Source organism: Kitasatospora sp. RG8, from assembly GCF_017813315.1.
Taxonomy (GTDB): domain Bacteria; phylum Actinomycetota; class Actinomycetes; order Streptomycetales; family Streptomycetaceae; genus Kitasatospora.
In genome coordinates, this window is record NZ_JAGIYX010000020.1 from 1 (window position 1) to 24867 (window position 24867).

Annotated in this window: 26 protein-coding genes; 11 read left to right on the plus strand and 15 right to left on the minus strand. The window is 73.1% G+C overall.

Features of this window, described 5'->3' with window-relative positions:
• A partial coding sequence (locus tag J5Y04_RS26250) for an NAD-dependent epimerase/dehydratase family protein (RefSeq protein ID WP_209414865.1) occupies positions 1-203 on the minus strand: 203 nt, incomplete at its 3' end.
• Entirely contained in the window at positions 200-1306 is a 1107-nt protein-coding gene (gene galT, locus J5Y04_RS26255) for a galactose-1-phosphate uridylyltransferase (protein WP_209414866.1), read from the minus strand. The genes J5Y04_RS26250 and galT, both read right to left, overlap by 4 nt.
• A gap of 404 nt (positions 1307-1710) precedes the next feature.
• Here galT and J5Y04_RS26260 point away from each other — a divergent pair, with 404 nt between their 5' ends.
• From J5Y04_RS26260 to J5Y04_RS26285, 7 genes are all read left to right on the plus strand, one after another.
• Entirely contained in the window at positions 1711-2562 is an 852-nt protein-coding gene (locus tag J5Y04_RS26260) for a hypothetical protein (protein WP_209414867.1), read from the plus strand.
• 147 nt (positions 2563-2709) lie between these two features.
• Complete coding sequence (locus J5Y04_RS26265; RefSeq protein WP_209414868.1) at positions 2710-4797, plus strand: AAA family ATPase; 2088 nt, start codon at positions 2710-2712, stop codon at positions 4795-4797.
• Between the two features lie 358 nt (positions 4798-5155).
• A complete protein-coding gene (locus J5Y04_RS26270; RefSeq protein WP_374106108.1) occupies positions 5156-6649 on the plus strand; it encodes a cytosine permease in 1494 nt (497 codons plus the stop codon).
• 270 nt (positions 6650-6919) lie between these two features.
• A complete protein-coding gene (locus J5Y04_RS26275) occupies positions 6920-7306 on the plus strand; it encodes a universal stress protein (protein ID WP_245205463.1) in 387 nt (128 codons plus the stop codon).
• Positions 7303-7425, plus strand: coding sequence for a hypothetical protein (locus J5Y04_RS42990; RefSeq protein WP_256463556.1), 123 nt, complete (start codon positions 7303-7305; stop codon positions 7423-7425). The genes J5Y04_RS26275 and J5Y04_RS42990 overlap by 4 nt, the downstream gene beginning before the upstream one ends.
• A 211-nt stretch (positions 7426-7636) precedes the next feature.
• Complete coding sequence (locus J5Y04_RS43630; RefSeq protein WP_209414870.1) at positions 7637-8326, plus strand: hypothetical protein; 690 nt, start codon at positions 7637-7639, stop codon at positions 8324-8326.
• A gap of 203 nt (positions 8327-8529) precedes the next feature.
• A complete protein-coding gene (locus J5Y04_RS26285) occupies positions 8530-8697 on the plus strand; it encodes a hypothetical protein (protein ID WP_174315586.1) in 168 nt (55 codons plus the stop codon).
• Positions 8698-8823: 126 nt separating this feature from the next.
• Here J5Y04_RS26285 and J5Y04_RS26290 read toward each other — a convergent pair whose 3' ends face one another.
• From J5Y04_RS26290 to J5Y04_RS26310, 5 genes are all read right to left on the minus strand, one after another.
• Positions 8824-11019: an MMPL family transporter gene (locus tag J5Y04_RS26290; RefSeq protein ID WP_209414871.1), complete on the minus strand. Its 2196-nt coding sequence runs from the start codon at positions 11017-11019 to the stop codon at positions 8824-8826.
• A gap of 100 nt (positions 11020-11119) precedes the next feature.
• Positions 11120-11554 carry a DUF302 domain-containing protein gene (locus J5Y04_RS26295; RefSeq protein ID WP_209414872.1) on the minus strand — a complete coding sequence of 145 codons (435 nt, stop codon included), beginning with the start codon at positions 11552-11554 and terminating at the stop codon, positions 11120-11122.
• A gap of 115 nt (positions 11555-11669) precedes the next feature.
• Complete coding sequence (locus J5Y04_RS26300; RefSeq protein WP_209414873.1) at positions 11670-11936, minus strand: metal-sensitive transcriptional regulator; 267 nt, start codon at positions 11934-11936, stop codon at positions 11670-11672.
• 295 nt (positions 11937-12231) lie between these two features.
• The gene (locus J5Y04_RS26305) at positions 12232-13092 is read right to left on the minus strand and encodes a hypothetical protein (protein ID WP_209414874.1); all 861 of its coding nucleotides are present in this window, start codon (positions 13090-13092) and stop codon (positions 12232-12234) included.
• Between the two features lie 110 nt (positions 13093-13202).
• Positions 13203-13784, minus strand: a complete 582-nt coding sequence (locus J5Y04_RS26310) for a hypothetical protein (RefSeq protein WP_209414875.1) — start codon at positions 13782-13784, stop codon at positions 13203-13205.
• A 137-nt stretch (positions 13785-13921) separates the two neighbouring features.
• On the opposite strand from J5Y04_RS26310, the gene J5Y04_RS26315 reads away from it, so the two are divergent.
• Positions 13922-14569, plus strand: coding sequence for an alpha-ketoglutarate-dependent dioxygenase AlkB (locus tag J5Y04_RS26315; protein ID WP_209414876.1), 648 nt, complete (start codon positions 13922-13924; stop codon positions 14567-14569).
• 93 nt (positions 14570-14662) lie between these two features.
• On the opposite strand, the gene J5Y04_RS26320 is transcribed toward J5Y04_RS26315, so the two are convergent.
• The gene (locus J5Y04_RS26320) at positions 14663-14866 is read right to left on the minus strand and encodes a hypothetical protein (protein WP_209414877.1); all 204 of its coding nucleotides are present in this window, start codon (positions 14864-14866) and stop codon (positions 14663-14665) included.
• A 131-nt stretch (positions 14867-14997) separates the two neighbouring features.
• Entirely contained in the window at positions 14998-16623 is a 1626-nt protein-coding gene (locus tag J5Y04_RS26325) for an alpha/beta hydrolase (protein ID WP_209414878.1), read from the minus strand.
• Between the two features lie 217 nt (positions 16624-16840).
• Here J5Y04_RS26325 and J5Y04_RS26330 point away from each other — a divergent pair, with 217 nt between their 5' ends.
• The gene (locus J5Y04_RS26330; RefSeq protein ID WP_209414879.1) at positions 16841-17434 is read left to right on the plus strand and encodes a hypothetical protein; all 594 of its coding nucleotides are present in this window, start codon (positions 16841-16843) and stop codon (positions 17432-17434) included.
• A 121-nt stretch (positions 17435-17555) separates the two neighbouring features.
• Here J5Y04_RS26330 and J5Y04_RS26335 read toward each other — a convergent pair whose 3' ends face one another.
• Positions 17556-18050, minus strand: a complete 495-nt coding sequence (locus tag J5Y04_RS26335) for a hypothetical protein (protein WP_209414880.1) — start codon at positions 18048-18050, stop codon at positions 17556-17558.
• Positions 18051-18230: 180 nt separating this feature from the next.
• On the opposite strand from J5Y04_RS26335, the gene J5Y04_RS26340 reads away from it, so the two are divergent.
• Complete coding sequence (locus J5Y04_RS26340) at positions 18231-18854, plus strand: hypothetical protein (RefSeq protein WP_209414881.1); 624 nt, start codon at positions 18231-18233, stop codon at positions 18852-18854.
• A 139-nt stretch (positions 18855-18993) separates the two neighbouring features.
• Here the strand turns inward: J5Y04_RS26340 and J5Y04_RS26345 are convergent, their stop codons facing one another.
• Together J5Y04_RS26345 and J5Y04_RS26350 are read right to left on the minus strand one after the other, a co-directional pair.
• Entirely contained in the window at positions 18994-19545 is a 552-nt protein-coding gene (locus J5Y04_RS26345; protein ID WP_209414882.1) for a hypothetical protein, read from the minus strand.
• Between the two features lie 80 nt (positions 19546-19625).
• Positions 19626-20156 carry a hypothetical protein gene (locus J5Y04_RS26350; protein WP_245205465.1) on the minus strand — a complete coding sequence of 177 codons (531 nt, stop codon included), beginning with the start codon at positions 20154-20156 and terminating at the stop codon, positions 19626-19628.
• A 69-nt stretch (positions 20157-20225) separates the two neighbouring features.
• On the opposite strand from J5Y04_RS26350, the gene J5Y04_RS26355 reads away from it, so the two are divergent.
• Positions 20226-20420 (plus strand): hypothetical protein, encoded by a 195-nt coding sequence (locus J5Y04_RS26355; RefSeq protein ID WP_209414883.1) that lies wholly within the window; start codon positions 20226-20228, stop codon positions 20418-20420.
• A gap of 207 nt (positions 20421-20627) precedes the next feature.
• On the opposite strand, the gene J5Y04_RS26360 is transcribed toward J5Y04_RS26355, so the two are convergent.
• From J5Y04_RS26360 to J5Y04_RS26370, 3 genes are all read right to left on the minus strand, one after another.
• Entirely contained in the window at positions 20628-23462 is a 2835-nt protein-coding gene (locus tag J5Y04_RS26360) for a glycoside hydrolase N-terminal domain-containing protein (protein WP_209414884.1), read from the minus strand.
• A gap of 451 nt (positions 23463-23913) precedes the next feature.
• The gene (locus J5Y04_RS26365) at positions 23914-24057 is read right to left on the minus strand and encodes a hypothetical protein (protein ID WP_209414885.1); all 144 of its coding nucleotides are present in this window, start codon (positions 24055-24057) and stop codon (positions 23914-23916) included.
• The gene (locus tag J5Y04_RS26370; protein ID WP_209414886.1) at positions 24054-24761 is read right to left on the minus strand and encodes a FadR/GntR family transcriptional regulator; all 708 of its coding nucleotides are present in this window, start codon (positions 24759-24761) and stop codon (positions 24054-24056) included. Before J5Y04_RS26370 ends, J5Y04_RS26365 begins: the two co-directional genes overlap by 4 nt.
• Between the last annotated feature and the right edge of the window lie 106 nt (positions 24762-24867).

A 24867-nucleotide genomic window follows, 5' to 3' on the forward strand; every position in this document is an offset into this window, starting at 1 on the left:
AGCACCCCGTCGAAGGAGCCGTCCAGCACCGCGGCGGCCTCCTGGATCCGGCCCCGGACGAACTCGGCACCGGCCGGCACGCCCTCCCGGAAACCGGTGGAGAGGTCGTCCAGGACGGTCACCCGGTGCCGGGCCTCCAACAGGTGGGCGGCGACGACGCTGCCGACGTATCCGGCGCCACCCGTGACCAGGTACCTGCTCATGATGCGACCTCCCGGAGGCGCTGCGCGGCCGTCTCCGGCGACACGTCGTTGATGAAGGCTTCCATGCCGGACTCGGTGCCGGCCAGGTACTTGAGCTTGTCGGCGGTGCGGCGGACGGTGAACAGTTCGAGGTGGAGGGCGAGTTCCTCGCCGCCGGTGCGGGGGGCCTGGTGCCAGGCCGAGATGTAGGGGGCCCGGACGGGGGCCTGCGGGGTGCCGAAGAGCCGGTCGAAGCGGCGGAGCAGGTCGAGGTAGAGGCCGGGGAGTTCGGCGCGCTGGTCCTCGTCGAGGCGGGTGAGGTCGGCGACGCGGCGGTGCGGGTGAAGGTGGACCTCGTAGGGCCAGCGGGCGGCGTACGGCACGAACGCGGTCCAGTGCTCGCCGGCCGCCACCACCCGCACGGGGTCCGCGCGTTCGGCGGCGAGCAGGTCCTCGAAGAGGTTGCGCCCGGTGGCGGCGCGGTGGCGGGCGGCCTGCTCGGCGGTCCGGGCGGTGCGGGGGGTGGGGAACGGGAACGCGTAGATCTGGCCGTGCGGGTGGGCGAGGGTGACGCCGATCTCGGTGCCGCGGTTCTCGAAGCAGTAGACCTGCTCGACGCCGGGCAGGGCGGAGAGTTCGGCGGTGCGGTCGGTCCAGGCGTCCAGGACGAGCCGGGCGCGGGCCTCGTCGAGGTCGGCGAAGGAGGCGCCGTGGTCGGAGGTGAAGCAGACCACCTCGCACCGCCCGTTCCCGGCCCGGACGTCGTACGGCGGGCCGGGCGCGTGCGGGCCGGCGAGGAGGTCCGCGGCCGCGGGCGCCGGGGTGAGCGAGGGGAAGCGGTTCTCGAAGACGGCCACCTCGTAGTCGGCGTCCGGGATCTCGCTCAGCCGCCCGTCCCGGGAGGGGCAGAGCGGGCACTCGTCGGCCGGCGGGTGGTAGGTCCGGCTCTGCCGGTGCGCGGCGATCGTCACCCAGGCCCCGGTCGCCGGGTCGCGGCGGATCTCCGACCGGCTGCCGACCGGCTCCAGCGGGCGCAGGTCGCGGGTGCCCCGGTCGGCGGCGGCGTCGCTGTCGAAGTAGATCAGCTCGCGCCCGTCGGCGAGCTTGGCGGTGGTTCTGATCACGGCGTCCTCTCACAGGCGGCCGCCCGGCTGGGGTGCCCGAGCGCTTCTGTGCAACATAATCAAACATAAAAAGACACGAAGCAACATCCACGCTGCAGAGAATGTGTCGCAGTCGTACGCCGTCGCCCGGGGCCACGTTCCGATGGCCCGTCGCGGCCACCCCGTCCGCGAGGAGTCGTGCCTGGCGGGCGGGGTCGGGCGCCTGTCGGCCGCGGCCGGTCAACCGGTGGCATCGCCCGGGTCCACCGGCCGGCGCGGCCCGGCGTCCGCCCCGGGGCGGGATTCCGTGCGCCGCCCCGGGGTTCGGCGCGACTGCTGCCGCTACTGCCGACCGCGCGTCGAGAAGCGGGCACCGCCCGCCGACCACGGGCGGGCCCGCCCTGCCCGGGCAGTAGGCTCGGGCCGTGATCGACGAGGGGATCGCCTGGATCGGCGGAGGTCTTGACCACTTCTATCTGACGTTCGTGCACGGCGTCGGGATCGAGGAGTTGGCGGTGCGGCTGGGAGCCGAGCAGGGCTCCCTGATGGACGCGGTGACGCTGGACCGGACACTGCGGCTGTCCGGGGAGAGTCTGTCGCAGGGTGTTCTGCTCGGTGAGCGGCTGCCCGGGTTGGCGCGGTTCGGCGACGCGGGCAACGGGTGGGTCTTCGCCGTGGAGTCCTGCGAGGCGCCGTTCAGGCCCGACCGCGGTTCCGGCACCGGGCGGCCGCATCCGTCCGCGGGCACCCGCAGCCTGCACATCCTGGACACCGGTATGGACCCGCCCTGGCTGGACCACCTGGTGGACGGCCGGCATGTCTGGGGCTACGCGGAGGGGGTGCCGACCGTACCCGCCAGCCCGTTCACCCGTGAGCTGCTGACCCGGGGCGGTCTGCTCCCCGCGGGTGACGACACGGATCCGGACGAACTGGCGGGCCTGTTGGAGCTTGACGAGGTCTACCGCCTCGTCGGCGGCCTCCTCGGTGTCGGCCTCCCCGCCGAGGCCGCCCTGAACCACGGCCTGCCGGGCGCCTTCACCGAGCCCCGCACCTTCACCCGGCCGGTGGAACGCCTGCCGGACCCGCCCCACCCGCCGTGCGGGGAGTGCGGGGCGCCGATGGCCGTCCGGTCCGAGCGGTGGGGGCCGGGCACCTTCCGCCTGGAGTGCACGCGCTCGGCCGACGGCTGCCCGGGTGCCCGGGTCGAGCCGCTGCTCAGGACCGGCACCCGTACGGAACCGAACCCCAGGTACGACAACGTCCGGCGGCCGGTCTGACTGGCCGTCAGTTCACTGATCGCCCATCAGTTCCCTGACCTGCGGCGGTACCTGCCTTGAGGCCAGGATCGTCAGCGCAAGTCAAGCCTTACGTTCGCAGTGGTTTGCCCGCATAGTGGGGGGTCGAACCGAGAGGAGGGCCCGGTCTTGTCGCAGGTCAACGACGGTGCCGTGCGTGTGGTGGAAGCGGAGCGGGCGGAGGTGTCCGCCGTGTACGGGCTGCTCGACGAACGGCTGGCCGGCGCGCGCGCCGAGCTGGCGCGGGTGCTGGCCGCGCCGGCCGGCAGCGCGGCCGAGGTGTACGAGCGGGATCTCGCCGCGGCGCGCCTGACCACCGAGGCGCGCCGGCTGGAGGGCGCGGGGGAGGGCCTGGTCTTCGGCCGGATCGACGCGACGGACGGCTTCTCCCTGCGGATCGGGCGGATCGGCCTGCACGTGGACGAGAGTGAACTGCCGCTGCTGGTGGACTGGCGGGCGGATGCGGCACGCCCGTTCTACGAGGCGACCGCCGTCCACCCGATGGGCCTGCGGCGCCGCAGGCACCTGCGGATGGCGGAACGCTCGGTCGTCGGGGTGAGCGACGAACTGCTGGACGGCTCCGAGCCCACCGACGAGGACGTCGTCGGCGACAGCCCGCTGACCGAGGCCCTCCAGGCGCGCCGCACCGGGCGGATGGGCGCGGCGGTCGCCACCCTCCAGGCCGAGCAGGACGCGATCGTGCGCTCCCGCCACCGGGGGGTGACGGTCGTTCAGGGCGGCCCCGGCACCGGGAAGACGGTGGTCGCGCTGCACCGCGCCGCCTACGTGCTGTACGCGTTCCCGAAGGCCGCCGAGCGCGGCGTCCTGGTGCTCGGGCCGAATGCGCGCTTCCTCGACTACATCTCGCAGGTCCTGCCGTCGCTCGGCGAGAACGACGTCGTGCTGGCGACCTGCGCGGAACTGGCCGGGGCCGAGCCCGGCACCGTGGAGGCCGCCGACGTGGCGCGCCTGAAGGGCGCAGCGGCGATGGCCGAGGCGCTCGCCGGCCTGGTGCGTTCGCGGCAGGCGCCGGAGGGCGGTTTCGCCGTGCGGGCGGGCCAGGAGTGGGTGCACCTGGACGACGAGGAGGTGGCCCGGGCGCGGGACGCGGCCACGCGCCTCGGCCTCGGCCACAACCGCGCCCGCGAGGTGTTCAAGGAGCTGCTGGCCGACGCCGTCACCGACGCCATGGAACGGGGCACCGTCGAGACGCTGGAACTCATCGACGCCCAGGTGGCACAGCTCACCGGCATCGACCTCGACCGCGTCGCCGCCTCGGACCTGCGCCACCTCGGCCTCGACTCGGCGCCGTCCTCGAACGCCGCCGACGAGTTCGACGCGGAAGCCGTCCGGGCCAGTCTGCTGGACGACGACGGCGTGGAGCGGGCGGTGGAGGAGCTCTGGCCGCGCCTGGTGCCCGAGGACGTCGTGGCGGCCCTGCTGGGCAGCCCCGGTCTGCTCGCCCGGTTCCTGCCGCAGCTGGCCGACGAGGAGTGGGCCCTCCTGCGGCGCGGCCGGGACACCCCCTGGACCGACGCCGACGTGCCGCTGCTCGACGAGGCGGCCGCCCTGGTCGACGGTCCGCCGGAGCGGGTCTACGGGCACGTGGTGGTCGACGAGGCGCAGGAGTTCACCGAGATGCAGTGGCGGATGGTCGGCCGCCGCTGCCCGGCGCGGTCGATGACGCTGGTCGGCGACTTCGCCCAGGCGGGCCCGGCGGCCACCGCACGCGGCTGGGAGGAGGCGCTGGCCCCCGAGTTCGGCACGCGGTTCGCGCTGCACACCCTGACCGTCAGCTACCGCACCACCGAGGAGATCCTCGCCGCCACCCGGGACCTGCTCGCCGTCATCGCCCCCGGCCAGACCCCGAGCCGCTCCATCCGCCACGGCGACGAGCCCCGTACGGTCGCGACGTCCGCGCCGGGCCTGGCCGCCGCCCTGGCCGACGAACTGCACGCCCAGGCGGACGCGCACCCCGGCGAACTGGCCGGTGTGATCTGCGCGGACGCCAGGCTCCCGGAGCTGGCCGCCGCGGGGCTCGCCGACCTGGCGCGTCTGGTCCCCGCCTCGCAGGCGCGGGGCCTGGAGTTCGACACCGTGCTGGTCGTCGACCCGGCGGAGATCACCGCGGCCCGGCCCGGCGGGGAGCGGGACCTGTACGTCGCCCTCACCCGGCCGACCAAGCGCCTCTGCACGGTCACCGTCACGCGGGCCTGAGCCGGAGGCCGGGAGGCGGGCAGGCCGGGAGGCCCGGCGCCTTCCCGGCCCGCCCGTCTCCCCGGCCGGGCCGTCTCCCCGGCGCCCGCCCGCGTCCCCGGCCTCCCGTCTCCTTCGGTGCCGGGCCGCCTGCCCGGTGGCCCGGTGCGGCCGGCTGCGCACGCAGTGCGTCCGAATCGGCGGCGGCCGTAGCACCCGACAGCGGCCCCGGGCCGCGCGGCGGCGCGTTGTGGAGGATCGGACGGTGTCCCCGCGCGCCTCCGCCACGAAGCATGGACGGGTTGGTGCGGCCTCGGCCCTGCCGGCAACCGGCGGTGATCCCCTTCCCCGTTCCGCCGCCGCGAGCACCAGGAAGACGATGCACATGTCCCAAGCCCCGTCCGCCGGCGGCCACGCGCTGATCGAACAGCACGGCGTCGACACCATCCCCGAGGCCGAGCGCACCAGTACGCCACGCGACGTGCTCTCCATCCTGGTCGGCTCGAACCTCGCGTTCGGCGTGGTGGTGTTCGGCTGGCTCCCTGTCTCCTTCGGCCTCTCCTTCTGGGCCAGTGCCACCTCCCTGGTCCTCGGCACCGCCCTGGGCATCGTGCTGACCGCGCCGCTGGCCCTGGTGTCGCTGCGCACCGCCACCAACCTGTCCACCAGCTCCGGCGCCTTCTTCGGCGTCCGCGGGCGGCTGCTCGGCTCGGTGATCGGGCTGCTGCTCTCCCTCGGCTACACCGCCCTGGCCCTGTGGGTCGGCGGCGACGTGGTGGTCGGCGCGCTCAACCGCCTGCTCGGGCTGCCGACGGGCGGCGTCTCGTACGTGATCACGTACAGCGTGCTGGCCGCGCTCAGTGCGACGGCGGCCGTCTTCGGCTACCAGCTGCTGCTGAGGATGGAACGCGTGCTGATGTGGGCCATGGGCGCCCTGCTGCTGGCCGGCCTCCTCGCCTTCGCGCCGCACTTCGACGGCTCCGCCCACGGCGAGTACCTGCTCGGCGGGTTCTGGCAGACCTGGCTGCTGGCCGTGGTCGCGGCCGGACTGAGCGGCCCCATCGCGTTCATCACCCTGCTCGGCGACTACACCCGCTACGTCTCCCCGGCGAAGCACGGCAACCGGCGCGTGCTGGGGGCCACGGCCGCCGGTCTCTTCCTGGGCCTGCTGATCCCGCAGTTGTTCGGCGCCTTCACCGCCGTCGCCACCGGGGCGGGCAACGACTACGTCGGCAGCCTGATCAAGGGCGCCCCGCTCTGGATCCTCGTGCCGCTGCTGCTCAACGGCCTGCTCGGCAGTGCGGGCAACACCGGCCTGATGCTCTACAGCATGGGCCTGGACCTGGACGCGATCCTGCCCCGGGCGACCCGGCGGCAGGCCACCTACGTGGTGGCGGCGACGGCGACCGTGCTGGTCTTCCTCGGCCACTTCGTCTGGAGCGCGCAGGACGCCGTGACCTCCTTCGTCCTGGTGCTGACCGCGATCGGCACGCCGTGGGCGGTCATCACGCTCATCGGCCACCGGCGCTGCCGGGGCGACTACGACCGGCGCTCGCTCCAGGTCTACAACCACGGCACACGCGGCGGCATCTACTGGTACCGCGCGGGTTGGAACGTCCCGGCCACCGTCGCCTGGGCGGTCGGCAGCGCCGTCGGGCTGTGCGCGGTGGACACGCCGGTCTACCGGGGTCCGCTGCTGTCGCTGACCGGCGGGATCGACCTCAGCTTCGTCCTCTCGGGCGCGCTCGCGGCGGGGCTCTACGTGGTGCTGTCGCGTTCCTCCCGGGGCCGGGCGGGCCGGGTGGCGTCCCCGGTGGCCGGCACGGCGGCGGGCGTCGAGGCCGCGCCGGAGCCGGCTCCGCTCGACCGCTGAGGCCGGCCGGCACCGTCTCTCGCACCCTGCGTCCCCGGCCCGCACCTCCGGCGGGCCGGGGACGCGCCGTTTCCGCTCCCGAAGCTTGGCATGAACCTGACTCTGCGCCTGGCTGATCCCCGCACTCCCGGCCTCCCGGGCGGCGCCTCGCCGGCGAGGCGGGGCGAGGTCGGCGGTGATTGCGTGATCCCAGGTGGATCCGGTTGCTATGCATATGAATAGCTGGCTATAATCCCGAAACCACCTGCGATTCGAAGGAAGATGAGAGTCATGACCGAGGGCGCTCGGGTTATCGTCGGAATCAGCGGCTCGCTGGCCAACCTGGCCGCCCTGCACCGCGCCGTGGAGGAGGCCGTGTTCCGCGGAGCCGTCCTCGTCCCCGTGATCGCCTGGACCCCGGTCGGCGGCGAGCCGGCCTACCGCACCCAGCCGTGCCCGCCGCTGGCGCGGCTCTGGGCGCAGGCGGCCCGCGAGCGGCTCGACGAGGCGTTCGAGCAGGCCTTCGGCGGATACCCGGAGGGCATCCGGATCGAGCCGATGGTGCTGCGGGCCGAGGCCGGCCGGGCCCTGGTGGCGGTCGCCGACCGCCCGGACGACCTGCTGGTGGTGGGGCCGGACGGCGCGGCCGCCTGCCCCGGATCCTGCGGCCCTCGGTGAGCCGCTACTGCCAGGCCCACGCGGCCTGCACCGTGGTGACGGTCCCCCCGTCCGAACTGCTGAAGGAGCTCCGGAGCGCCGACTGGAGCGCGGACCCGCTGAGCCTCGTCGCGGCCTGACACCGGGCGGAGCGGCCGGCGACCTCCCGGCCGCTCCGGCCCGCGTCAAGATCAGGCAAATCCCCGCCGTGATCGGGTACTTCGCCGTCGTGGCGCGTTGTGATCCTCGGTAGGTTGCCTCCGCGCCGCCGCAGACGACGGCGGGACGCTCTGGCAGGCCCGCACCGAACCCGGCTGCACCCCGCTGGCCCTGGCCGGGGCGCCGGCCGCCGTGGTGGCCGTCGCCCGCTGCGGGGAGGCGGCGCCCGTCCTGCGGACGCTACGACCGGCGGACGGCCAGGAGCAGACGCGCGCCGAACTCCCGGTCACCAGCCGGCTGAAGGGCCTCGCCCTGCTCGCCGCCGACCCGGTCACGCTCTGGGTGGACGAGGAGGCCGGCCGCGGCACCCATGCCGTGCTCGGCTACGCCCGGGACGGCCGCCTGCGCTCCACCGTCCCCGTCTCCGGCCCCGAGTTCGACCTGGTCGTCCAACCCGGATCGGGCCTCGACGACACCTTCCCCGCCCGGCCCGCCTACGGCGCGGTGGTGGTCGGGGACCTGCTCGTCGCTCCGGCGGTGAAGCCGGACGACATCACCTTCGAGGCGACCGCCCACGGCACCCGCCGGCGGGGCACCGGACGACTGGTCGCCTTCTCCCTCGCCGACGGCACCCGACGGTGGGCCGCGGGCGTGGACGAGTCGGTCGAAGGCGTCGCGGCGGACGGCGGCACGGTGTGGGCGCTGACCCACAACTCGCTCTACCACTTCGCCGCCCCGACCGGGAGCCGGCAGTCCAAGCAGGCCGTCCCCGGTCACGCCCGGATCAACCCGGTGGTCCTGTGGCCCGTCACCGGGGGTCGCTTCGCGCTCGTCGCCCACGACGGCACCGGCGGCGAACCGCCCGTCACCGTCCTGCACTGAGCCGCCCGGCGACCCGTCCGGGCACGGTCTCCCGCCCACGGCCTCCGGCCGGGGTGCCGGGCCCTCCCCATGGACAGGGCCCGGCACCCCGCCCAGTCAGCCCACCCGGGCCGCCCGCGTCCCGACAGCCCGAAAAATACCCCTCCCAGTATATTGGGAGGGAAGGTGCCCCGCCGCGGGGCCGTGAGGCAAGGAGTCATGCGATGTGTCGACGTACGGTGTGCCGCAGCTGTGGCAAGGCGGGCTACGCGGGGTGCGGGATGCACGTCGAGCAGGTGCTTGCCGGGGTGCGCAAGGCCGACCGCTGTGCGTGCGACCGGAGTGCCGGCAAGGGCGGCGGGTTCCTGGCCAGGCTCCTGGGCCGGCGCTGAAGGGCCGCCGCCGAAGGGCGGGCGCCGGTCGGATCGGGCCGTGTCGGACATCGTCCGGCACGGCCCGACGCGTGTCGGCGGGACCGCGTCACACGGTCCCGCCGACACGCGTCGGGCGGGGGGGGGTCAGTCGTGGGAGAAGGAGACCCTCGGCAGTACGCGGTCCAGCAGGGCCGGGGTGTGCCAGGCGGCGCGCCCGGTCAGGCGCAGGAGGACCGGCAGCAGGACCAGCCGGACCAGGGCGGCGTCGAGCAGGACGGCGACGCCGAGGACGATGCCCATCTCCTTGGGCGGCAGCGGGCCGGACAGGGCGAAGGTGAAGAACACCGCGACCATCACGCCGGCCGCTGCGAAGACCACCCGGCCGGAGTGGGCGAGGGCGCCCACCATGGCCTCGCGGGGGTCGCCGGTCCGCTCGTAGTGCTCCTTGGCGGAGGCGAGCAGGAAGACCGTGTAGTCCATCGCGATGGCGAAGATCATCGCGAAGAAGAACACCGGTGCCCAGCCGTCGAGGAACCCCTGCGGGGTGAACCCGAGCAGGCCGGCGCCGTAGCCGTCCTGGAAGACCAGGCGGGCGACGCCGAACGCGGCCCCGGTGGAGAGCAGGCTCGCGGCGGTGCCGAGGGCGGCGATCAGTGGTGCGCGCAGCGCGACGAGCAGCAGCAGGAAGCCCAGGGCCATGACGACGCCGATGACCAGCGGGGTCTTCTCGGTGAGCAGGTGCTGGAGGTCGAGGTTCTCCACGGCCGCGCCGCCCACCAGGGTCTCCGGGGGGAGGTCGGCGCGCAGGGTGTGCACGGTGTGCGCGAGGTCGGGGCTGGAGGGGTCGACGGTGGGCACGGCCTGGATCATCGACCAGCCGGAGCCGTCGGCGGCGGGGGTCGCGGGCATGGTCCCGGCGATGCCGGGCGTGCCGGCGAGCCGCACGCCCACCTCCGCGGCGTTCGCGGCCGGGGTGAGGATCTGCAGGGTGCCCGGGGCGCCGGGGCCGAAGGCCTGCTGGACGGCGGTGTAGCCGGCCCGCGCGTCGGCGTCCTCGGGGAGGACGGCGATGGAGGGCATCGCGGTGCGCAGGCCGACGACGGGGGCGGCCAGGGCGATCAGCGCGGCGAGGGCGAGGGCCCCGTAGCGCAGCGGGTGCTTCCACAGCCGTTCGCCCCAGGCGGCGAAGCGCGGCGAGCTGCTCCCGGCGGAACGCGCCCAGGGCAGGGCGAGGGCGTCGACCCGGTGGCCGAGTCTGCCGAGGACGGCGGGCAGCAGGGTCAGGGTGGCGGCGAGGACGAACAGGACGGCGAGCATGATGCCGCCGGCCATCGACCTGAACGCCGGGGAGGGCACCAGCATGACGGCGGACAGGCTCACCAGGACGGTCGCCCCGGAGAGCAGGACGGCCTTGCCGGCGGTGTCCATGGTCTGCGCCACGGCCCGGGTGTGGTCGCGGGAGCCTCCGGCGCGGGCGGCGCGGAACCGGACGACCATGAACAGCGCGTAGTCGATTCCCAGCGCGAGGGCGAACATCATGGCGAAGTTCATCGCCCAGACCGACACCGGGAACAGATGGCTGATCAGGACGAGCGACCCGGCGGAGGCGGCGAGGCCGGCCATGGTGAGCAGAAGCGGCAGGCCGGCGGCGACCAGCGAGCCGAAGGCGAGGACCAGGATGGCCAGGGTGACCGGCCAGGACATGATCTCGGACTTCATCATGGCGTCGTGGTTGGCCTTGTTGAAGTCGCTCCACAGCACGGAGGCGCCGGTCGCGTGCACGGTGACGCCGTCCCGCGACAGCTCGTTCAGCGGGCCCTTGAGGTCGTCGGCGGCGCGGACCATGTCGTCGGGGGAGGCGGCGGCGCCGGCGAGCAGGACGGCGGTGCGGCCGTCCGGGCTGATGGTGGCGCCGGGCCGGGGCGCGATGACGGTGGAGACCCGGGGGTCGGCGGCGGCGATCGCGGACGCCTCCGCGACGACCTGCCGGACGGCGGGTTCGGTGACCGGCCGGTCGGCACTGACCACGATCTGGAGCGCGGAGGAGGCGTTGCCGGCGAAGTGCTGCTCGGCGACCTGGCGGACCTTCACCGACTCCGAGCCGTCGGCCTGCCAGCCGGCGCCGGACAGCGCGCTGGTGACCTGCGGGGCGAAGGCGCCGAGCCCGATCACGACCAGCAGCCAGCCGGCCAGCACGGCCCTGAAGTGGCGGACGGACCAGACGCCCAGGCGGCCCAGCGGTCCGGGCCGCGGTGCCGCGTCCGGCGGTCCGGCTACCGGGTCCCGCTGTTCGGGCGGTGCGGCGGAGGATCGGGGGAGGGGGGCGTCGAGGTGCTGCACGAGGGGCTCCGTTGCGATGGGGGATCCCGCGAAAATACGGGTGGGGGTATAGGGAAGGTGCAGGAAAAGGCCCGCGCGGGCGGGCCCCGGAAGCGCCGGGTCAGGCGGTGAGCGAGCCCAGTGCGGCGCGCAGGCGGGCGGCCGCCTCGTCGGCGACGGCGACGAGGCCGGCCTGTCCGGTCTCTCCGGTCTCTCCGGTCTCTCCGGTCTCTCGGGCCTGTCCGGTGATCTGGACCATCAGCTGTGGGTCCATGGCTTCCACCGCGGTCCGGCCGTCGACGGTACGGACCACGACGTTGCACGGCAGGAGCAGGCCGATGCGCCGGTCGCTCTGGAGTGCGCGGTGGGCGAGCGGGGGGTTGCAGGCGCCGAGGATGAGGTAGTCCTCGATCTCCTCGCCCAGCCTGGCCCGCAGTGTCGCCTGCATGTCGATTTCGGTGAGGATGCCGAAGCCCTGCTCGGCGAGCGCGTCGCGCACCTGTCGCACGGCTTCGTCGAAGGGTAGGTCGAGGGTGGTGGTGATGCCGTGGTCCATGGTTTCTCTCCGGCTTCCGGAGCGTGTCCGGGGTCGTTGGACGGATGGGTCCGGGCGGGTGGGGCGGTGGGACGGGCGGCGGACGCGCCCACGGTCTCCCGCTGCGGTGGGCGGTTCAGGCGAGGGCCAGGAAGAGCTTCTCCAGCTCGGTCTCGCTCATCGGCGGGGCGTCGCCGTCGGCGGTGGCCAGGCACTGCCGCATGCCACTGGCCACGATCTTGAACCCGGCCCGGTCGAGTGCGCGGGAGACGGCCGCGAGCTGCGTCACGACGTCCTTGCAGTCGCGCCCGGCCTCGATCATCGCGATCACTCCGCCGAGCTGGCCCTGGGCCCGGCGAAGGCGGTTGAGCACCGCGCCGACGGCGTCCTCGTCAACCTGCATGGTCACGCCTCCTGGGTGTCCTTGCCTCCGGTTCGAGAATACCCGGAGGGGTATTTTGGAGTGGGCTCGGCGGTCGCGGGGCCCGAAGAAATACCGGGTGGGGTATCTCTGTGCTCTCAACGATACCCCCATGGGTATTATCGACGGCAAGGGGGCAGCCCACGCCGGCCGTCACCCGGGGCCGGCGGAGCGCCGGGCACCGGCCGGATCGCCCGCGCCCCCGGCCGGATCGTTCGCACCACCGGCTTCACCAGCTTCACCGGCTTCACCGGCCGGGCGATGCCCGGGCGCCGCGTCAGGGACGTTCGAGGTGCTGGAGGACGCCGCCGACGGAGAAGCAGAGGGCGCCGGTGAGGGTGCCCCAGTTGGCGATGTCGGCGTTGACGAGGCTGTCGGTCGCGGGGCGGGTGTAGGCGGCGAGCGCCGAGACCATGAAGAGGACGGAGCCGAGCTGGTTCACGGCGACGATCCACCAGCCGAGGCTGCGGCGGCGGACGCAGGGCCGTCCGTGGCAGATCTCGACGAAGGCGAGGTGGCCGGAGACCAGGAACAGGATGCAGCCGATGACGTCGGGGGTCCAGATCAGCCGGTTGACCTGCTGGACGGTCAGTCCCTGCAGGAAGGAGTCGATCAGGTTGACGGCGAACACCAGGGTTCCGGCGAACAGGACGAACGCGCTCAGCCAGTCGAGCCGTGTCGGCTCGTAGCTCCACCAGCGCCAGCGGCGGGTGACCAGTCGGCCCTCGCCTCCGGGGACGTGGCGGGGTGCGTTGACGACCTGGAGCAGCGAGACGTATCCGCCGGTGTTGAAGAACAGGCCGCCGGCGAAGTAGAGCGAGGCGCAGGTGGTGGCGTCGCCGGAGCCGAACTGCGCGACGCCGGCACCCGCCGCGAAGAGGGCGCCGCCGATGATGAAGGCGGTCGCGGCGATGGCGTTGAGCCTTCGCAGGCGGCCGATCGCGACGTCGTCGGCGCTCGCGTGCCGGCCGGCGGGCGCGCCGGGAGGGTGGACGGCGAGGAGGCCGCGCCGCCGGGCGAGTCGTGACTCCCACACGGCGGTGCCGCCGCCCGGCGGGCGCCAGGTGAGCCGGGTGGTGAACGGTCCTGCGCCTTCGGCGCGCTGGTCGGGCTGGTCAGGCTGGTCTGGCTCTCGCACGGGCCGAGACTAGACGGCCTGCCGGACCGTCAGCCGGGCGCAACGCCGCGGATGCGGGAGACACGTCCGGCACCTGACGGGCCGCGAACCCGGCCCCGGAATGCCCGCCCTCAGTCGGTCCGGACCTCCTGGAGCAGTCCCCAGGTGAAGTCGGCGGTGCACGGGCGCGGGCGCCCGGCGGCGTCCGGGGCCGTGAAGTCCAGCTGGAAGCGGGTCGGCGCGCTGCCCTCGCGCGGCACGGCGGGCGGGAAGGCGGCCCCCAGGTCGGCGACGACGCAGCTCCACGGCGTGAGGTCGGCGAGCGTGCGCAGCGCCGGCGCCGGGGCGTCGGGAGCGCGCACCAGCCACTCGTTGAGCAGTGGGCCGCCGGTCTCCGCCGGGCCGAGCAGGATCTCGAAGCGCAGGCCGGGCCAGAGCGGCAGTGCCCACTGCCGCGCGGTGCACGAGAGGTCCCCGATCCGGCGCGGCACCACCGCCTCGGCCGGCCCGAGCGCGGCGGCGTAGCGCGCTGCGCCGCGCGGGAAGCGGGGCGCGCGGACCATCGCCTGCCAGCGCTTGTTGGCCTCCCGCATCACGGCGCGGGTGGCGCCCAGCCGCCGGACCGCCTCCTCCACGAGCCCGGGGTTGAAGTCGGCCATCCGCCTCAGCAGTACCAGCTGGAACTCCGTGGTCCCGAACCCGTTGATCGCCATACCGGCAGGCTACGACCGCGGCCCGCCGGGCACCGGTGCGCTGCGGGGGCGGGCCGGTGGGGCGGCTGGGGCCATCAGGCGACCGGGCAGCCCCCTGGGTTCGAGCATCTGTTCGATTATGGGCGTACGCTGGACCCATGCACGACACCACCGTCCACCTCCAGCCCTCGCTGTTCGACGACGCCGACGCAGACGGTGGCGTCCGCCTCGGCCCGCTCGACGGCCTGCGGCGGCTCGTCCTCGGCGACGGCGCCTGGCTGGACGTGCTGCCGGGGTGGCTGCACGGGGCCGACCGGCTGTTCGAACAGCTGGCCACGACCGTGCCCTGGCGGGCCGAGCGGCGCGAGATGTACGAACGGACGGTCGACGTACCCCGCCTGCTGGCCTCCTACCCGGCGGACGCCGAACCGCCGCACCCCGTGCTCGCCCAGGCCCGCGCGGCGCTCAGCCGGCACTACGCCGAGGAACTGGGCGAGCCCTTCCGCACCCTCGGCCTCTGCTACTACCGGGACGGCCGCGACAGCGTGGCCTGGCACGGGGACCGGATCGGGCGCGGTGCCCACGAGGACACCATGGTGGCCATCCTGTCCGTGGGTGAACCGCGCGCCCTGGTGCTGCGCCGGCGCCACGGCGGCGGCCCGGTCGTGCGCAGGCCGCTGGGGCACGGGGACCTGGTGGTCATGGGCGGCTCCTGCCAGCGCACCTGGGAGCACGCCGTCCCGAAGACCGCGCGCCCGGTGGGCCCGCGGATCAGCATCCAGTTCCGCCCGCACGGCGTGGCCTGAGGCCCGCGGGCCGCCAGGGCGTCTGAGCCGACGCCCGTGGCCGCTGTCCTCTGACGGGTGATCTTGACCGATTGCCACGCGAGTTCGATCGGATCAGGTGCAGACGTCCCGGCCGTACTCCTCGCGGCTCAGCTGGAAGTCACCTGGCCGATCACGGCGGAGCTCCTCGTACCGCTGTGTGAAGATGTCGAGCGCTGCGTGGATCGTGCAGCCGGATGCGTCCCGGATCGCCTTGATCGCACGGATTATCCGGTGATCCAGGATGTCGCGGTCCACGCTCTCGGGTAGCTCTTCCATGAGCCGACCGTACCGAGGAGCGTTCGACTTCACCGGTCAATATCGCCTGGCGAATGGTCAAGATCACTTGTCACGGGACAACCGCCGCCCCGGGGCCGTGGCACGCGCCGCGGTCCCGGGGCGGGGGCCGGTCAGTGGAGCGCGCCGCGGACCGCCTCGGGGTCGGTGGGCGCGAGCGGGGTGGCGCCGGTGGCGGACTTGCCGGTGAGGGCCGGCGGCGGGGTCACGTAGACGGGGTCGGGATCGGCCTCGGGGGCACAGGTCTTGGCGATGCGGCCGCCACCCGTGGGGAGGCTGCCGTCGCGGAGGTAGGCGGTGAAGGTGTCGTCCAGGCAGGCGTTGCCGTGGAAGAGGATCTCGTGGAAGCTGCCGCCGGTCTGCACGACCAGCTTCGAGCCGGGCAGTGCGTCGTGCATGGCGAGCCCGCCCTCGTACGGGGTGGCGGCGTCCTCGGTGGCCTGGAAGAGCAGGACGGGAGGCAGTCCCTTGCCGGTGATCTTCGTCCGGCCCGCCGGATTGCCCTGGGAGGGCCAGAACATGCAGGCGGCGTTGTACCACATGTTGTTGTACGTGTAGAAGGGCGCGACCGCGTTGACCTTGGCCTGGTCCTTCTTCCAGAACTCCCAGTCGCGCGGCCACGCGTTCTCGTTGCACTGCGCCGCGTTGTAGGCCGGGAAGGCGCCGTCGTCACCGCCCGGCGCCGCGTACCGGTTGTACGCGATGGCGAGCGGGCGGGTGTCGTGCTGGGTGACGTAGGCCGAGAGGACGGTGGCCATCCGGGGCCAGCGCAGGAAGTTGTAGCCCCCGCCGTAGAAGGTGTCCTCGAACTCGGCCGGGCCGATCTTCCCCGGGGCCGGCGCGGCGTCCACCGGGTCGGTCCGCAGTGCGGCCTCGACCTGGTCGTACGCCTTCTTGACGGACGCGGCGTCGGTGCCCAGGTGGTAGACGGAGTCGGCCTTGGCCGCCCAGGCCGCGAACGCGTCGAAGCGGCGCTGGTGTTCCTTGTCCTGCAGGATGTTGTGGTCGTACCAGCTGATGGTCGGTCCGACGATGCTGTCCAGCACCATGCGCCGTACGTGTGAGGGGAAGAGCTGGCCGTACGTGGAGCCCAGCGAGGTGCCCCAGGATCCGCCGTAGAAGCTGATCTGCCGGACGCCGAGCGCCCGCCGGATGCTGTCCATGTCGCGGGCGCTGTCGACGGTGGTCATGTGCGGCAGGAGCCAGGACCAGTCGGCCGCGCAGTTGGCGGCGTAGCCGGCCGCCTTCGCCAGCCAGGCCTTCGAACTGCCCTGACTCACCTGGTAGTCGGGACGCTCACCCTCGAAGTAGTGGGCATCGCAGACGACATGGGGCTCGCTCGCGTTGGTGCCGCGGATGTCGAAGCCGATCCAGTCGTAGGTCGAGGCGACGTCCTGCGGGAGCTTCCCGGAGACGAAGGCGGGCATCCAGAGCCCGGAGGAGCCGGGCCCGCCGGGGTTGAGCAGGATCGGGCCCTGCTGCTTGTCCTTGGGTGCGGTGGCGGGCAGGCGGTTCACCTTGATCTTGATCTTGCGGCCGCGGGGGTCGGCGTAGTCCACCGGCACCTCGAGCATCGCGCACTGCAGCGCGGGCGTGTCGGCGTCATTGCAGGAGCTCCAGACGAGCTTTCCCTGGCCGACGTCCTCGGGGGCGGGGACGTCGGAGGCGGCGCTGGCGGACGCTCCGCCGAAGGCGGCGACGGCTGCGGCGGCCGAGAGCAGGGCTACGACTTTTCTCATGAGGAGCATGATGTGATATGTGCAATGTCACATCCAGTCAACTGGCGGGACGTTACCAAGCTGCAATCGGGACGGGGTCGGTGGAGTGACTGTGTGTCAGTCCCTCGGTGTCTGCTCTCGGGGTCGGATCCGGCAGGCCCGTTCGGAGGCGGCCCGGGAGTGGAGCGCTCGCCGGTCGGAGGGTGCGAGTCGGCCCGGGGTGCGAGTCGGCTGCGCGGTGCGGATCCGTAACTCCAACGCCGCGGGCTGGTTCACGATGCCCTACACCCTCGCACAGGAACAGGGCCGGGACCGGTGGACCCGGTTCAACGACTGCGTCAACGCGGCGAGCGCCGGCGGGTACACCGTCCCGGCGGGGCACCGCACGGTCGTCGTCACGAACGTGGGCATCTACTGGTGGGGCGCGGGCGGCGCGATCTACCTGGACGGCACGGGCCTCGGCTCGGTGTCCGTCGCCCACGAGATGCTGCACGGGTACGGGCTGGGGCACTCCTTCTCCAACGACACGGGCTACCGCAACGCCCCGTGGTCCGCGCCGGGTGAGTACGACGACCCGTGGGACGAGATGAGCGCGGCCAACGTCTACGCCTCGGGCACCGGCGGCACCTACGGCAACACGCAGCCGGTGGGCCTGGTCGGCTTCCAGCTCGACAAGCTCGGCTGGGTCGACCACGGCCGGGTGTCCAGGCCTGGCCGGGCGACGACGTCTGCGTCACCCCCGCCGTCCGCTCCCAGGCGGCGGCCGACAACGCGGCGGCGCCCTCGCGCGTTCTGCATCCCTGATCCCCTGGTCCTGATCGCCGATTCCTGACGGACCAGCTCCCGGCCCCGCCCCGTACCGCGCGCGGGCCGGGGTCGGGGTGGGGTCGGGCCGTGCTCAGGAGGTGATCACCTACGCGTGACGAAGGGCGTCCGCCCGCCCTTCGTGCGGCCTACAGGCAGGTCCAGCAGTACAGCTGTTCGCCGGCGTCGCGGGCGCGTCTGGCCAGCAGGACGAGGTCGCGGGCGACAGGCTCCATGTGGTCGGCGAGTGCTCCGTGCAGTTCCTCCGCCTGCACCCACCGTGCGGCGATGGCGGGCAGCCGGGAGTCGTGCGCCCCTGCGAGCGTGTCACGCACCTGGGGCGGGAGCTGTGACACCCAAGGTCCGGTCATCCAGGGGTCGTCCTCGTTCTCCACACCATCCGGGCCGGGCGGCGGGGAGGTCGGCCACACGTAGGTCTCCTCCACGAGGTCCACCTGCCAGGGGACTTCGCGGATGGCGGCGATCAGCTGCGCCAGGATGACACCCGGGTCCACGCGCTTGGTCTCGACCCCGTCGAAAGCGGGGGGTCGTGCGGTGAGCGGGGACCCGCCATCCGCCTGCTCGACTGCCCGGACGACCGAGGCCGCATCCGCCGCGCGGAAGTAGTCCGTCAGTACACCCATGGCTCTCCTCCAGGACCTCGTTGTGCCGGCAGGTAGTAGATCAGAAACCGCTGACACTTCCTGCTGCCCATTGGCTACTGTTGGCCGATTGCCGATTGCCGATTGCCGATTGCCGATTGCCGATTGCCGATTGCCGATTGCCGGACACCGGCACCACGACCAACCCGGGGGTTCACCGTCATGCAGCAGGACCAGCGCACCGGACCGCCGGTGTCCGGCCTCGTCGCCGAGCTGACGGCGCTGGCGGCGACCGGTGCGATGGGCGCCCTCCGGGTCGGCGCCGCGCTGCCAGGGCTCACCGCCCGCTACGGCGAGCCGTGGGACGGCGGGCCCGTCGACGGGGCCGCGTCCGGGTCGCACTGGTTCGGCTGGGGCAGCCTGCAGCCGGTCTTCTGCCGGTGCGGTCTGCTGGAGCGGCTCTTCATCCCGGTCTGGCACGGGGAGCTGGAACTCCCGGTGCCCGGCGGTGGGCTGCGCACCGTCGACTCGCACGTCACCGAGTCGGTGCTCACCGCCGCCCTCAACGCGGCCGGCCTCTCCTGGCGGACCGTCACGTACGAGAACCTGTCCGACCAGCGGACCCTCGAACTGACGCCGGCCGAGGACGTGTGGGTGAACTTCGTCCTCACCGACCGGGAGAGTTATGACGACCCGCCGCTGCAGGACTGGGTGCTGAGCAAGGCGAGCCTCTGGGGAATCGACCACGCCAACTGCCCCGAGACCGGCTCTCCCGAGACCGGCTCTCCGGAGGCGGGCTCTCCCCACGTCGGCTCTCCCGGCGCCGGTCCGGTCGACGAGCGGTGAGGTGCGTCCGGCGGCCGGCGACGTCGAGCACACAGGGCCGGCTCCTCCGCATCCGGGACGCGAGGACCGCCCGGCTGCGTGACTGCCCCGCGTCCGGTCCGGCCGACCGACGGCGTCCGGCAGGACGACGCGGGGTGGGCTACCTCGCCGGTACGGAGGTGCCCACGACGTCGACGATCCCCGCCAGCTCGTCGGCCGACTCGGGGGTGAGCCGGTAGAAGCCCTGGAGGCTGACCGAGCGTTCGAGGAGGCCGTCCACGACGTACTTCAGCACGCGGGTCTGGTTCCGGCGGTTGCGCCAGGTCAGGGTGGCGAGCAGGTCGCCGGGGACGGTCAGGTCGAAGCTTACGGGGGTTGCGTCGACGTGGACCGCGGAGGCGCCGCAGCCTCCGGCGCCGAGCATGGACCAGTCGCCGTGCCCCGGGAAGGCCGGATCGCTCCAGGTCGTGGGGGCGGTGCCGCAGCACTCCTGCCGCTCCAGGTCGACGACCCGCATGCGGCTCACCACGGACACGACGCGTCGGTTGACGTGCAGGGCGTACACCTCGTCGCCGGGTCGGGCGCCGGACCAGGCCGGGAGCGAGGAGTGGACGCCGCTGAAGGCGACCGGCGGCCGCTCGCCGACGCGGCCCGCCTTCCGCAGCGCACGGCACGTGTCGTGGGTCCACAGGACGGTGAAGGCATCAGGCATGCGGTGATCGTAGGCACGAGGACCGACAATCCCCGGTGGCGTGATCTTCTGCACGCATGGATCGTCAGTGCGTCGGCCCGCTACACCGGGGACTTTGCGATCTCTTCCTTCTCGCCTGCCATGACGGGGCCACGGTGCCGCCGCTGGAGCTCGTCGCGTTCACCGTCAGGGATCGTCATCGACTCGGCGAGTACGGCGGCGAGCGCGTTCACTCGGGTGTTGTCGATGTCGGCGTGGAAGAGCCACCGGATGTTCTCGTCACGCGTGATGAGGTCGATTGTCGAGCGCCCGCTGCCGTCTTGTGCGGTCGGTGCCCGGACGTACCGCACCTGGTCGATCGGGATGTCCTGACGGATTTCTCCCTGCTCAAGGAATGCGTTCGCCTTGGCCGTGATGATGCGGCGATCCGTGACGGCGACCAGTGTCCTTGCCGCCGCCTTGTCCCGCACTGCCGCCAACTTCTCCTTCGCTCCGCTGAAGATCGCGGAAATCGGACGTCCAGAGAGCTCGTCGACCCCCTCTGGCTGGCGAACGGGAACGACCCCAACGCGGCGGCGCTCTGCCAGGCCCGCCAGGCGGACCGCAAGCCGCCGTGCTGGCGGGTCCTGCACCGGGTCACCTTCGTCAGCCGGGTCCTGCCCGACGTCCCGCCGGCCGACGCGCCCCCGCTGGAGAAGGCGATGCGGCAGCTGGACGTGGAGAGCAACTACGAACTCGTCCGCCGCCTCGACCCGTACGTGAAGTCCGCCGCCACGAGCCTGCCCGAACTGGCCGAGGCCACGCGCACCGCGCTGGCCCGGGAACTGCCGGAGCTGCTCCCGCACGCCACCGACGTGACCGGCTTCCTCGCCCAGTACTACGGCGTGGAGGCCTGAGCCCCCGGGCCCTGGTGCGGGACCGCCCCGGACCAGGGCCCGCACCAGGGCCCGTACCAGGGCCCGGACCTGACGCCCGACCGGTCCCCGTCGGGGCCAGGCCGGGCACGTCGGCGTGGTGGGTGCTGCAGGGATCGGCCGTGGCGCGCACACGGGACCGGAGCACGGTGCCGCAGTCGGCGTCGGCCATCCGGTGCGGCGTGGCCGTCAGGACGCGCGGATCAGCCAGTGCTGGCCGGTGCTCCCGGTGTCGGTCTGCTGCTGGATGGCGGCGGAGTCGGACGTCGAGCCACCGGCGACGCCGAGGACGAGGCCGCTGCGGACGCCGGCGATCTTCACGTAGCCGCCCCCGGCGTCGACCAGGCGCCACTGCTGGTTGGAGCTGTGGCCGGGCGTCCACTGGATGATCGGGGCGCCGGCGGCCGTCGAGCCGCCCCGGACGTCCATGGCCAGGCCGGAGTGGACGTTGGTGAACTCCCAGATGCCCGGGCCGGCCGAGGCCGGCCGCCAGCGCTGGTTGTCGCTGCCGTGGGGGGTGTACTGGATCAGGGCGACGTCGGTGGCCGTGGATGCGCCGGGGACGTCGATGGCCTTGCCGCTGAGGCGGTTGACGAACTGGCAGACGGCGGGCATCGCGTCGGGGGTGAGGGTGACCGAGCCGCCGACCGGGACGGTGACGTCCTTGCTCCAGCCGCCGGCGCGGACGGTGGTGGTGGTCCCGCCGACACTGTGCAGGGTCAGCGTGGTCACCTGGCCGGCCGTCCAGGAGACGTCGACGGTGAAGCCGCCGCGGACGCCGGCACCGGTGACCGAGCCGGCGGCGGCCCAGGCGGAGGGCAGGGCGGGCAGCAGGTCGACCAGGCCGGGGCGCGACTGCAACAGCATCTCGACCATGGCCGTGGGCGTGCCGAAGTTGGCGTCGATCTGGAACGTGGACCTGGAGCCCATGCCGTACATGTCGAACATGTTGATGCCGGTGCCGTTGCTGTGGTCGACCGAGGGCTTCATGACGGTCGTGACCAGCTGGTAGGCCTTGTCGGCGTTGCCGAGACGGGCCCAGCACAGGGCTCGCCAGGCGCACGCCCAGCCGAAGCTCTGCATGCCGCGGGCGGTGAGCAGGTTGGTGGCGCCGGCGATCAGCGCGGCGGGGCTGGTTCGAGGGTCGATGCGGTCTCCGGGGAAGAGGCCGACGAGCGGTGAGAGGTGGCGGTGACCGGTCTCGCCGAGGTCGGCGTCGGTCATCCATTCCTCCAGCCGGCCGGTGGTCCGGCTGACCTGCGGCAGGTGGAGACGGTTCTGCAGGTCGGCGACGGTCACGGCGAAGGCGCCGTCGAGGCCGAGGGCCGCGGCGGCGGTCCGGTAGTTCTGGAAGAGCTGCCAGACGAGCTCCTGGGCGTACGTGATGCCGAGCGCGTCGGTGGGGCCCTGCTCGGGAGACCAGTCGTGATCGTCGACGAGTACCTGTCGGGAGGCGCCGGTGTCGGGGTCGGTGACGGTGGTGACGATCAGGCGCGCCTGCCAGAACTCGCAGGCGCCCTTGAGCAGAGGGTAGATCCGGGCCAGATAGGCCCGGTCGACGGTGTACTCGTAGTGCTCGAACAGCGAGTTGCAGATCCAGGCGTTGCCGGCCGGGTGCCACCACCAGCCGCTGCCGCCCCACGGATTGGTCGAGATGCCCAGCGTCCAGCCGGCGACCTTTCCCGAGGTGTTGCGGAAGCCGTTCCGGGAGTCCTGGAAGAGCTTCAGGGTGGTGTCCTGCCAGAACGGGAACTGGGTGACGCAGTAGTCCGCGAAGGCGCCGAAGCATTCCGACAGCCCGGCCCGGTCGGCCAGCCAGTAGTTCATCTGGACGTTGATGTCGGTGTGGTAGTCGCCCATCCAGTCCGGGTCGTTGCGGTCCACCCACAGCCCCTGGAGGTTGGCGGGCAGGCTGCTGCGAGAGCCGGTAATGGCCAGGTAGCGGCCGAACTGCAGGTAGGAGGCCTCCAGTTCGGGGTCGGGTGCGGCGCCGGTGGCAGCCCGGGCAGCCAGTCGGGCGGGGGTGTCCATGGCCCGCTGGGCGGCGGTGGAGGTGCCCAGGTTCACGGTCATGGACTGCTGGAGGCGCTGGTAGTCGGCGACGTGGGTGGCCAGCAGCGAGCCCGCGGGCACCGCGGCGGCGGAGGCCGCGGCCGCACGCGCGAGGGCCAGCGGGTCACGGGTGGCGTCCTTGAAGCCGGTGGCGGCCGCGTCGGCCGCGTAGTTGGTGCCACCGCTGACCACCAGCAGCACCTCGGAGCAGCCGCTGAAGGTGACCTGGCTGCCGGTGGCCGCGACGGTGCCGCCGGTGCCCACGGCCTTGAGGACGGTCGCGTACGTCAGGCCGTTGGGCAGGGCGGCGCTGAAGGAGACCGAGGCCCCGAGCGGATCGGCGGTGACGGCCTCACCGCGGGTACCGGTCAGGGCGAGGCTGCCGGTGTAGCTGCCGCCGCCGCTCTGGCTCAGCCGGATCACCATCACGTCGTCGGGGTGGCTGCTGTAGACCTCGCGCCGGTAGGTCACCTCGCCGAGCCGGTACGTGGCGGTGACCAGGCCGTTCGAGAGGTCGAGCCGGCGCTGGTAGCCGCTGATCGCCGACGCGGTGTGGGCGGCGATGTTGAGGTAGGCCTTGGCGAGCAGGCCGAAGGTGCCGAAGTCGTCTGCGCCGTAGGGGAACTGGCCGTCCGAACCGAGTGCGGCGTTGAGACCGCCGGTCCACAGGGTGGCGTCGGTGAGGTAGAAGGCGTCGCGCGAGGGGTCGCCGGTGGTCAGGGCGCCGAGCCGGCCGTTGCCGATCGGCAGGCCCTGCTCGATGATCAGCGCCTCGGTGCCGGGCGAGGGGTACCGGAGCGTGACGGCCTGGCCGTCCGGCACCAGCGAGGCCGAGGCGGGGCGGGCGGCCGCCGCGCGCCCGGTGAACTCCGGCAGCGAGGAGACGGCCAGCACGGCACCGAGGGACAGTGCGGCCCGCAGGACACTGCGGCGGGACGGAACGGAGAGGGGCTCGGGGCGAGGGTGGCTCACGAGGGTCCTTTCATCGGAGATCGGTCGGCCGGGTGCGTCCTGCTCGCGGGTGCCTTCGCCGCACCGGCCGCGCAGCCGCTGCCGATCCGGCACCGATCGCGTCTGCGCTGCGCTTCCCCGGGGCGGCTGCGGAGGTTCGCCCGGTTCGACCGGCCGGGTCGGCGTAGGGGGTGTGCTGCCGACGGCGGGAATCTAGCTATCATCGGATGTATGGTCAATGGTTCTCGCAGCCTCGTCGGGGAGTCCCCGTGTCGGACGGGGATCGGGCGGCACTGCACGCCTCGCGTCTGACCGTCCTGTACAGGGAGTTTCCTCACCGGTGGCAGGGGTAGCGGGCTGACGCCGCCCCGGAAGGCGTCAGCCGGCCAGGGGGTCTGCCCTGGCCGGCCAAGACGAAATATCCGATGTCTACCTGCCGAGAGCGCGCTCGCGGTGGAACAGCTGCCGTCCGTCAGCCGATGACGTGGTTGGCCCACAGCGACGGGTCGTCGACGTTCTCCTGGCTGGCCGGGGAGGAGGAAAGCTGTCCTCCCTTCGGGTCGGGGTGCTGTGCGCCGGGTGCACAGGGACGGAGGCCCGGGGCCTCGGCTGTCATGCGGTACCGGTGTCGAGGCCGGGGGAGTCGGTGGGGATCCCGGTGGCCAGCCAGTCCTCGACGGCGGCGACGTGCACGGAGCTGGCGCTGGCGGCGAGGAGGGCGTCACCTGCGGCAAGGGCCCGCCAGATGGTTTCGTGGTCCCGGTGGGCCTGTTCGCGGGCGGGCGCATGTCGGATGCCGCGGACGATGCGCAGCCGCTGCGTGTGGGTGGAGAGGATGCCGAGCAGGGTGGAGAGCACGGGGTTGCCCACGGCGTCGGCGATGGTGCGGTGGAAGGCGATGTCCAGCTCGACGAACTCCTCGATGCTGATGTCCCGGGCGCTCCGGTCGAGGATGGCGCGCAGCTCGGCCAGGCCCGGCCCGGTGATCCGGTCGGCCGCGAGGGCGGTGGCCTGCGGCTCCAGCAGGCGCCTCACCTGGAGGAGTTGGCCGGCGGTGTGGCCCTGGGAGACGTCGGCGGCGAAGGCGAGCGATTCCAGGAGGAGGTGGGGTTCGAGGCCGGAGACGTAGGTGCCGTCGCCCTGCTTGGGGACGAGGATCCGCATCGCGGTGAGTGCGCGGACGGCCTCGCGCAGGGAGTTGCGGGACAGCCCGAGCTGGTCGGCCAGCTCGGCCTCGTTGGGCAGCCGGGCACCGGGCTGGAGAGCGCCGGAGAGGATCATCTCCTTGATCCGCTCGATGGCCTGATCGGTTACCGACATGTCTGGTCCCCTCTGGTACGGAACGTACGGGCCTGCGAAGCGGCTGTCCCGCGGTGACGGAACAGGGGGCCGGAGCGGCGCGACCAGTGCCCGCCGGGCTGGTCGC

Excerpts from the sequence above, each read along its gene's own strand:
- J5Y04_RS26270 (WP_374106108.1), top strand. The coding sequence starts at position 5,156 with ATGCACATGTCCCAAGCCCCGTCCGCCGGCGGCCACGCGCTGATCGAA.
- J5Y04_RS26275 (WP_245205463.1), top strand. The coding sequence starts at position 6,920 with ATGACCGAGGGCGCTCGGGTTATCGTCGGAATCAGCGGCTCGCTGGCC.
- J5Y04_RS26285 (WP_174315586.1), top strand. The coding sequence starts at position 8,530 with ATGTGTCGACGTACGGTGTGCCGCAGCTGTGGCAAGGCGGGCTACGCG.
- J5Y04_RS26295 (WP_209414872.1), bottom strand. The coding sequence starts at position 11,554 with ATGGACCACGGCATCACCACCACCCTCGACCTACCCTTCGACGAAGCC.
- J5Y04_RS26300 (WP_209414873.1), bottom strand. The coding sequence starts at position 11,936 with ATGCAGGTTGACGAGGACGCCGTCGGCGCGGTGCTCAACCGCCTTCGC.
- J5Y04_RS26310 (WP_209414875.1), bottom strand. The coding sequence starts at position 13,784 with ATGGCGATCAACGGGTTCGGGACCACGGAGTTCCAGCTGGTACTGCTG.
- J5Y04_RS26315 (WP_209414876.1), top strand. The coding sequence starts at position 13,922 with ATGCACGACACCACCGTCCACCTCCAGCCCTCGCTGTTCGACGACGCC.
- J5Y04_RS26320 (WP_209414877.1), bottom strand. The coding sequence starts at position 14,866 with ATGGAAGAGCTACCCGAGAGCGTGGACCGCGACATCCTGGATCACCGG.
- J5Y04_RS26325 (WP_209414878.1), bottom strand. The coding sequence starts at position 16,623 with ATGAGAAAAGTCGTAGCCCTGCTCTCGGCCGCCGCAGCCGTCGCCGCC.
- J5Y04_RS26335 (WP_209414880.1), bottom strand. The coding sequence starts at position 18,050 with ATGGGTGTACTGACGGACTACTTCCGCGCGGCGGATGCGGCCTCGGTC.
- J5Y04_RS26340 (WP_209414881.1), top strand. The coding sequence starts at position 18,231 with ATGCAGCAGGACCAGCGCACCGGACCGCCGGTGTCCGGCCTCGTCGCC.
- J5Y04_RS26345 (WP_209414882.1), bottom strand. The coding sequence starts at position 19,545 with ATGCCTGATGCCTTCACCGTCCTGTGGACCCACGACACGTGCCGTGCG.
- J5Y04_RS26355 (WP_209414883.1), top strand. The coding sequence starts at position 20,226 with ATGCGGCAGCTGGACGTGGAGAGCAACTACGAACTCGTCCGCCGCCTC.
- J5Y04_RS26365 (WP_209414885.1), bottom strand. The coding sequence starts at position 24,057 with ATGACAGCCGAGGCCCCGGGCCTCCGTCCCTGTGCACCCGGCGCACAG.
- J5Y04_RS26370 (WP_209414886.1), bottom strand. The coding sequence starts at position 24,761 with ATGTCGGTAACCGATCAGGCCATCGAGCGGATCAAGGAGATGATCCTC.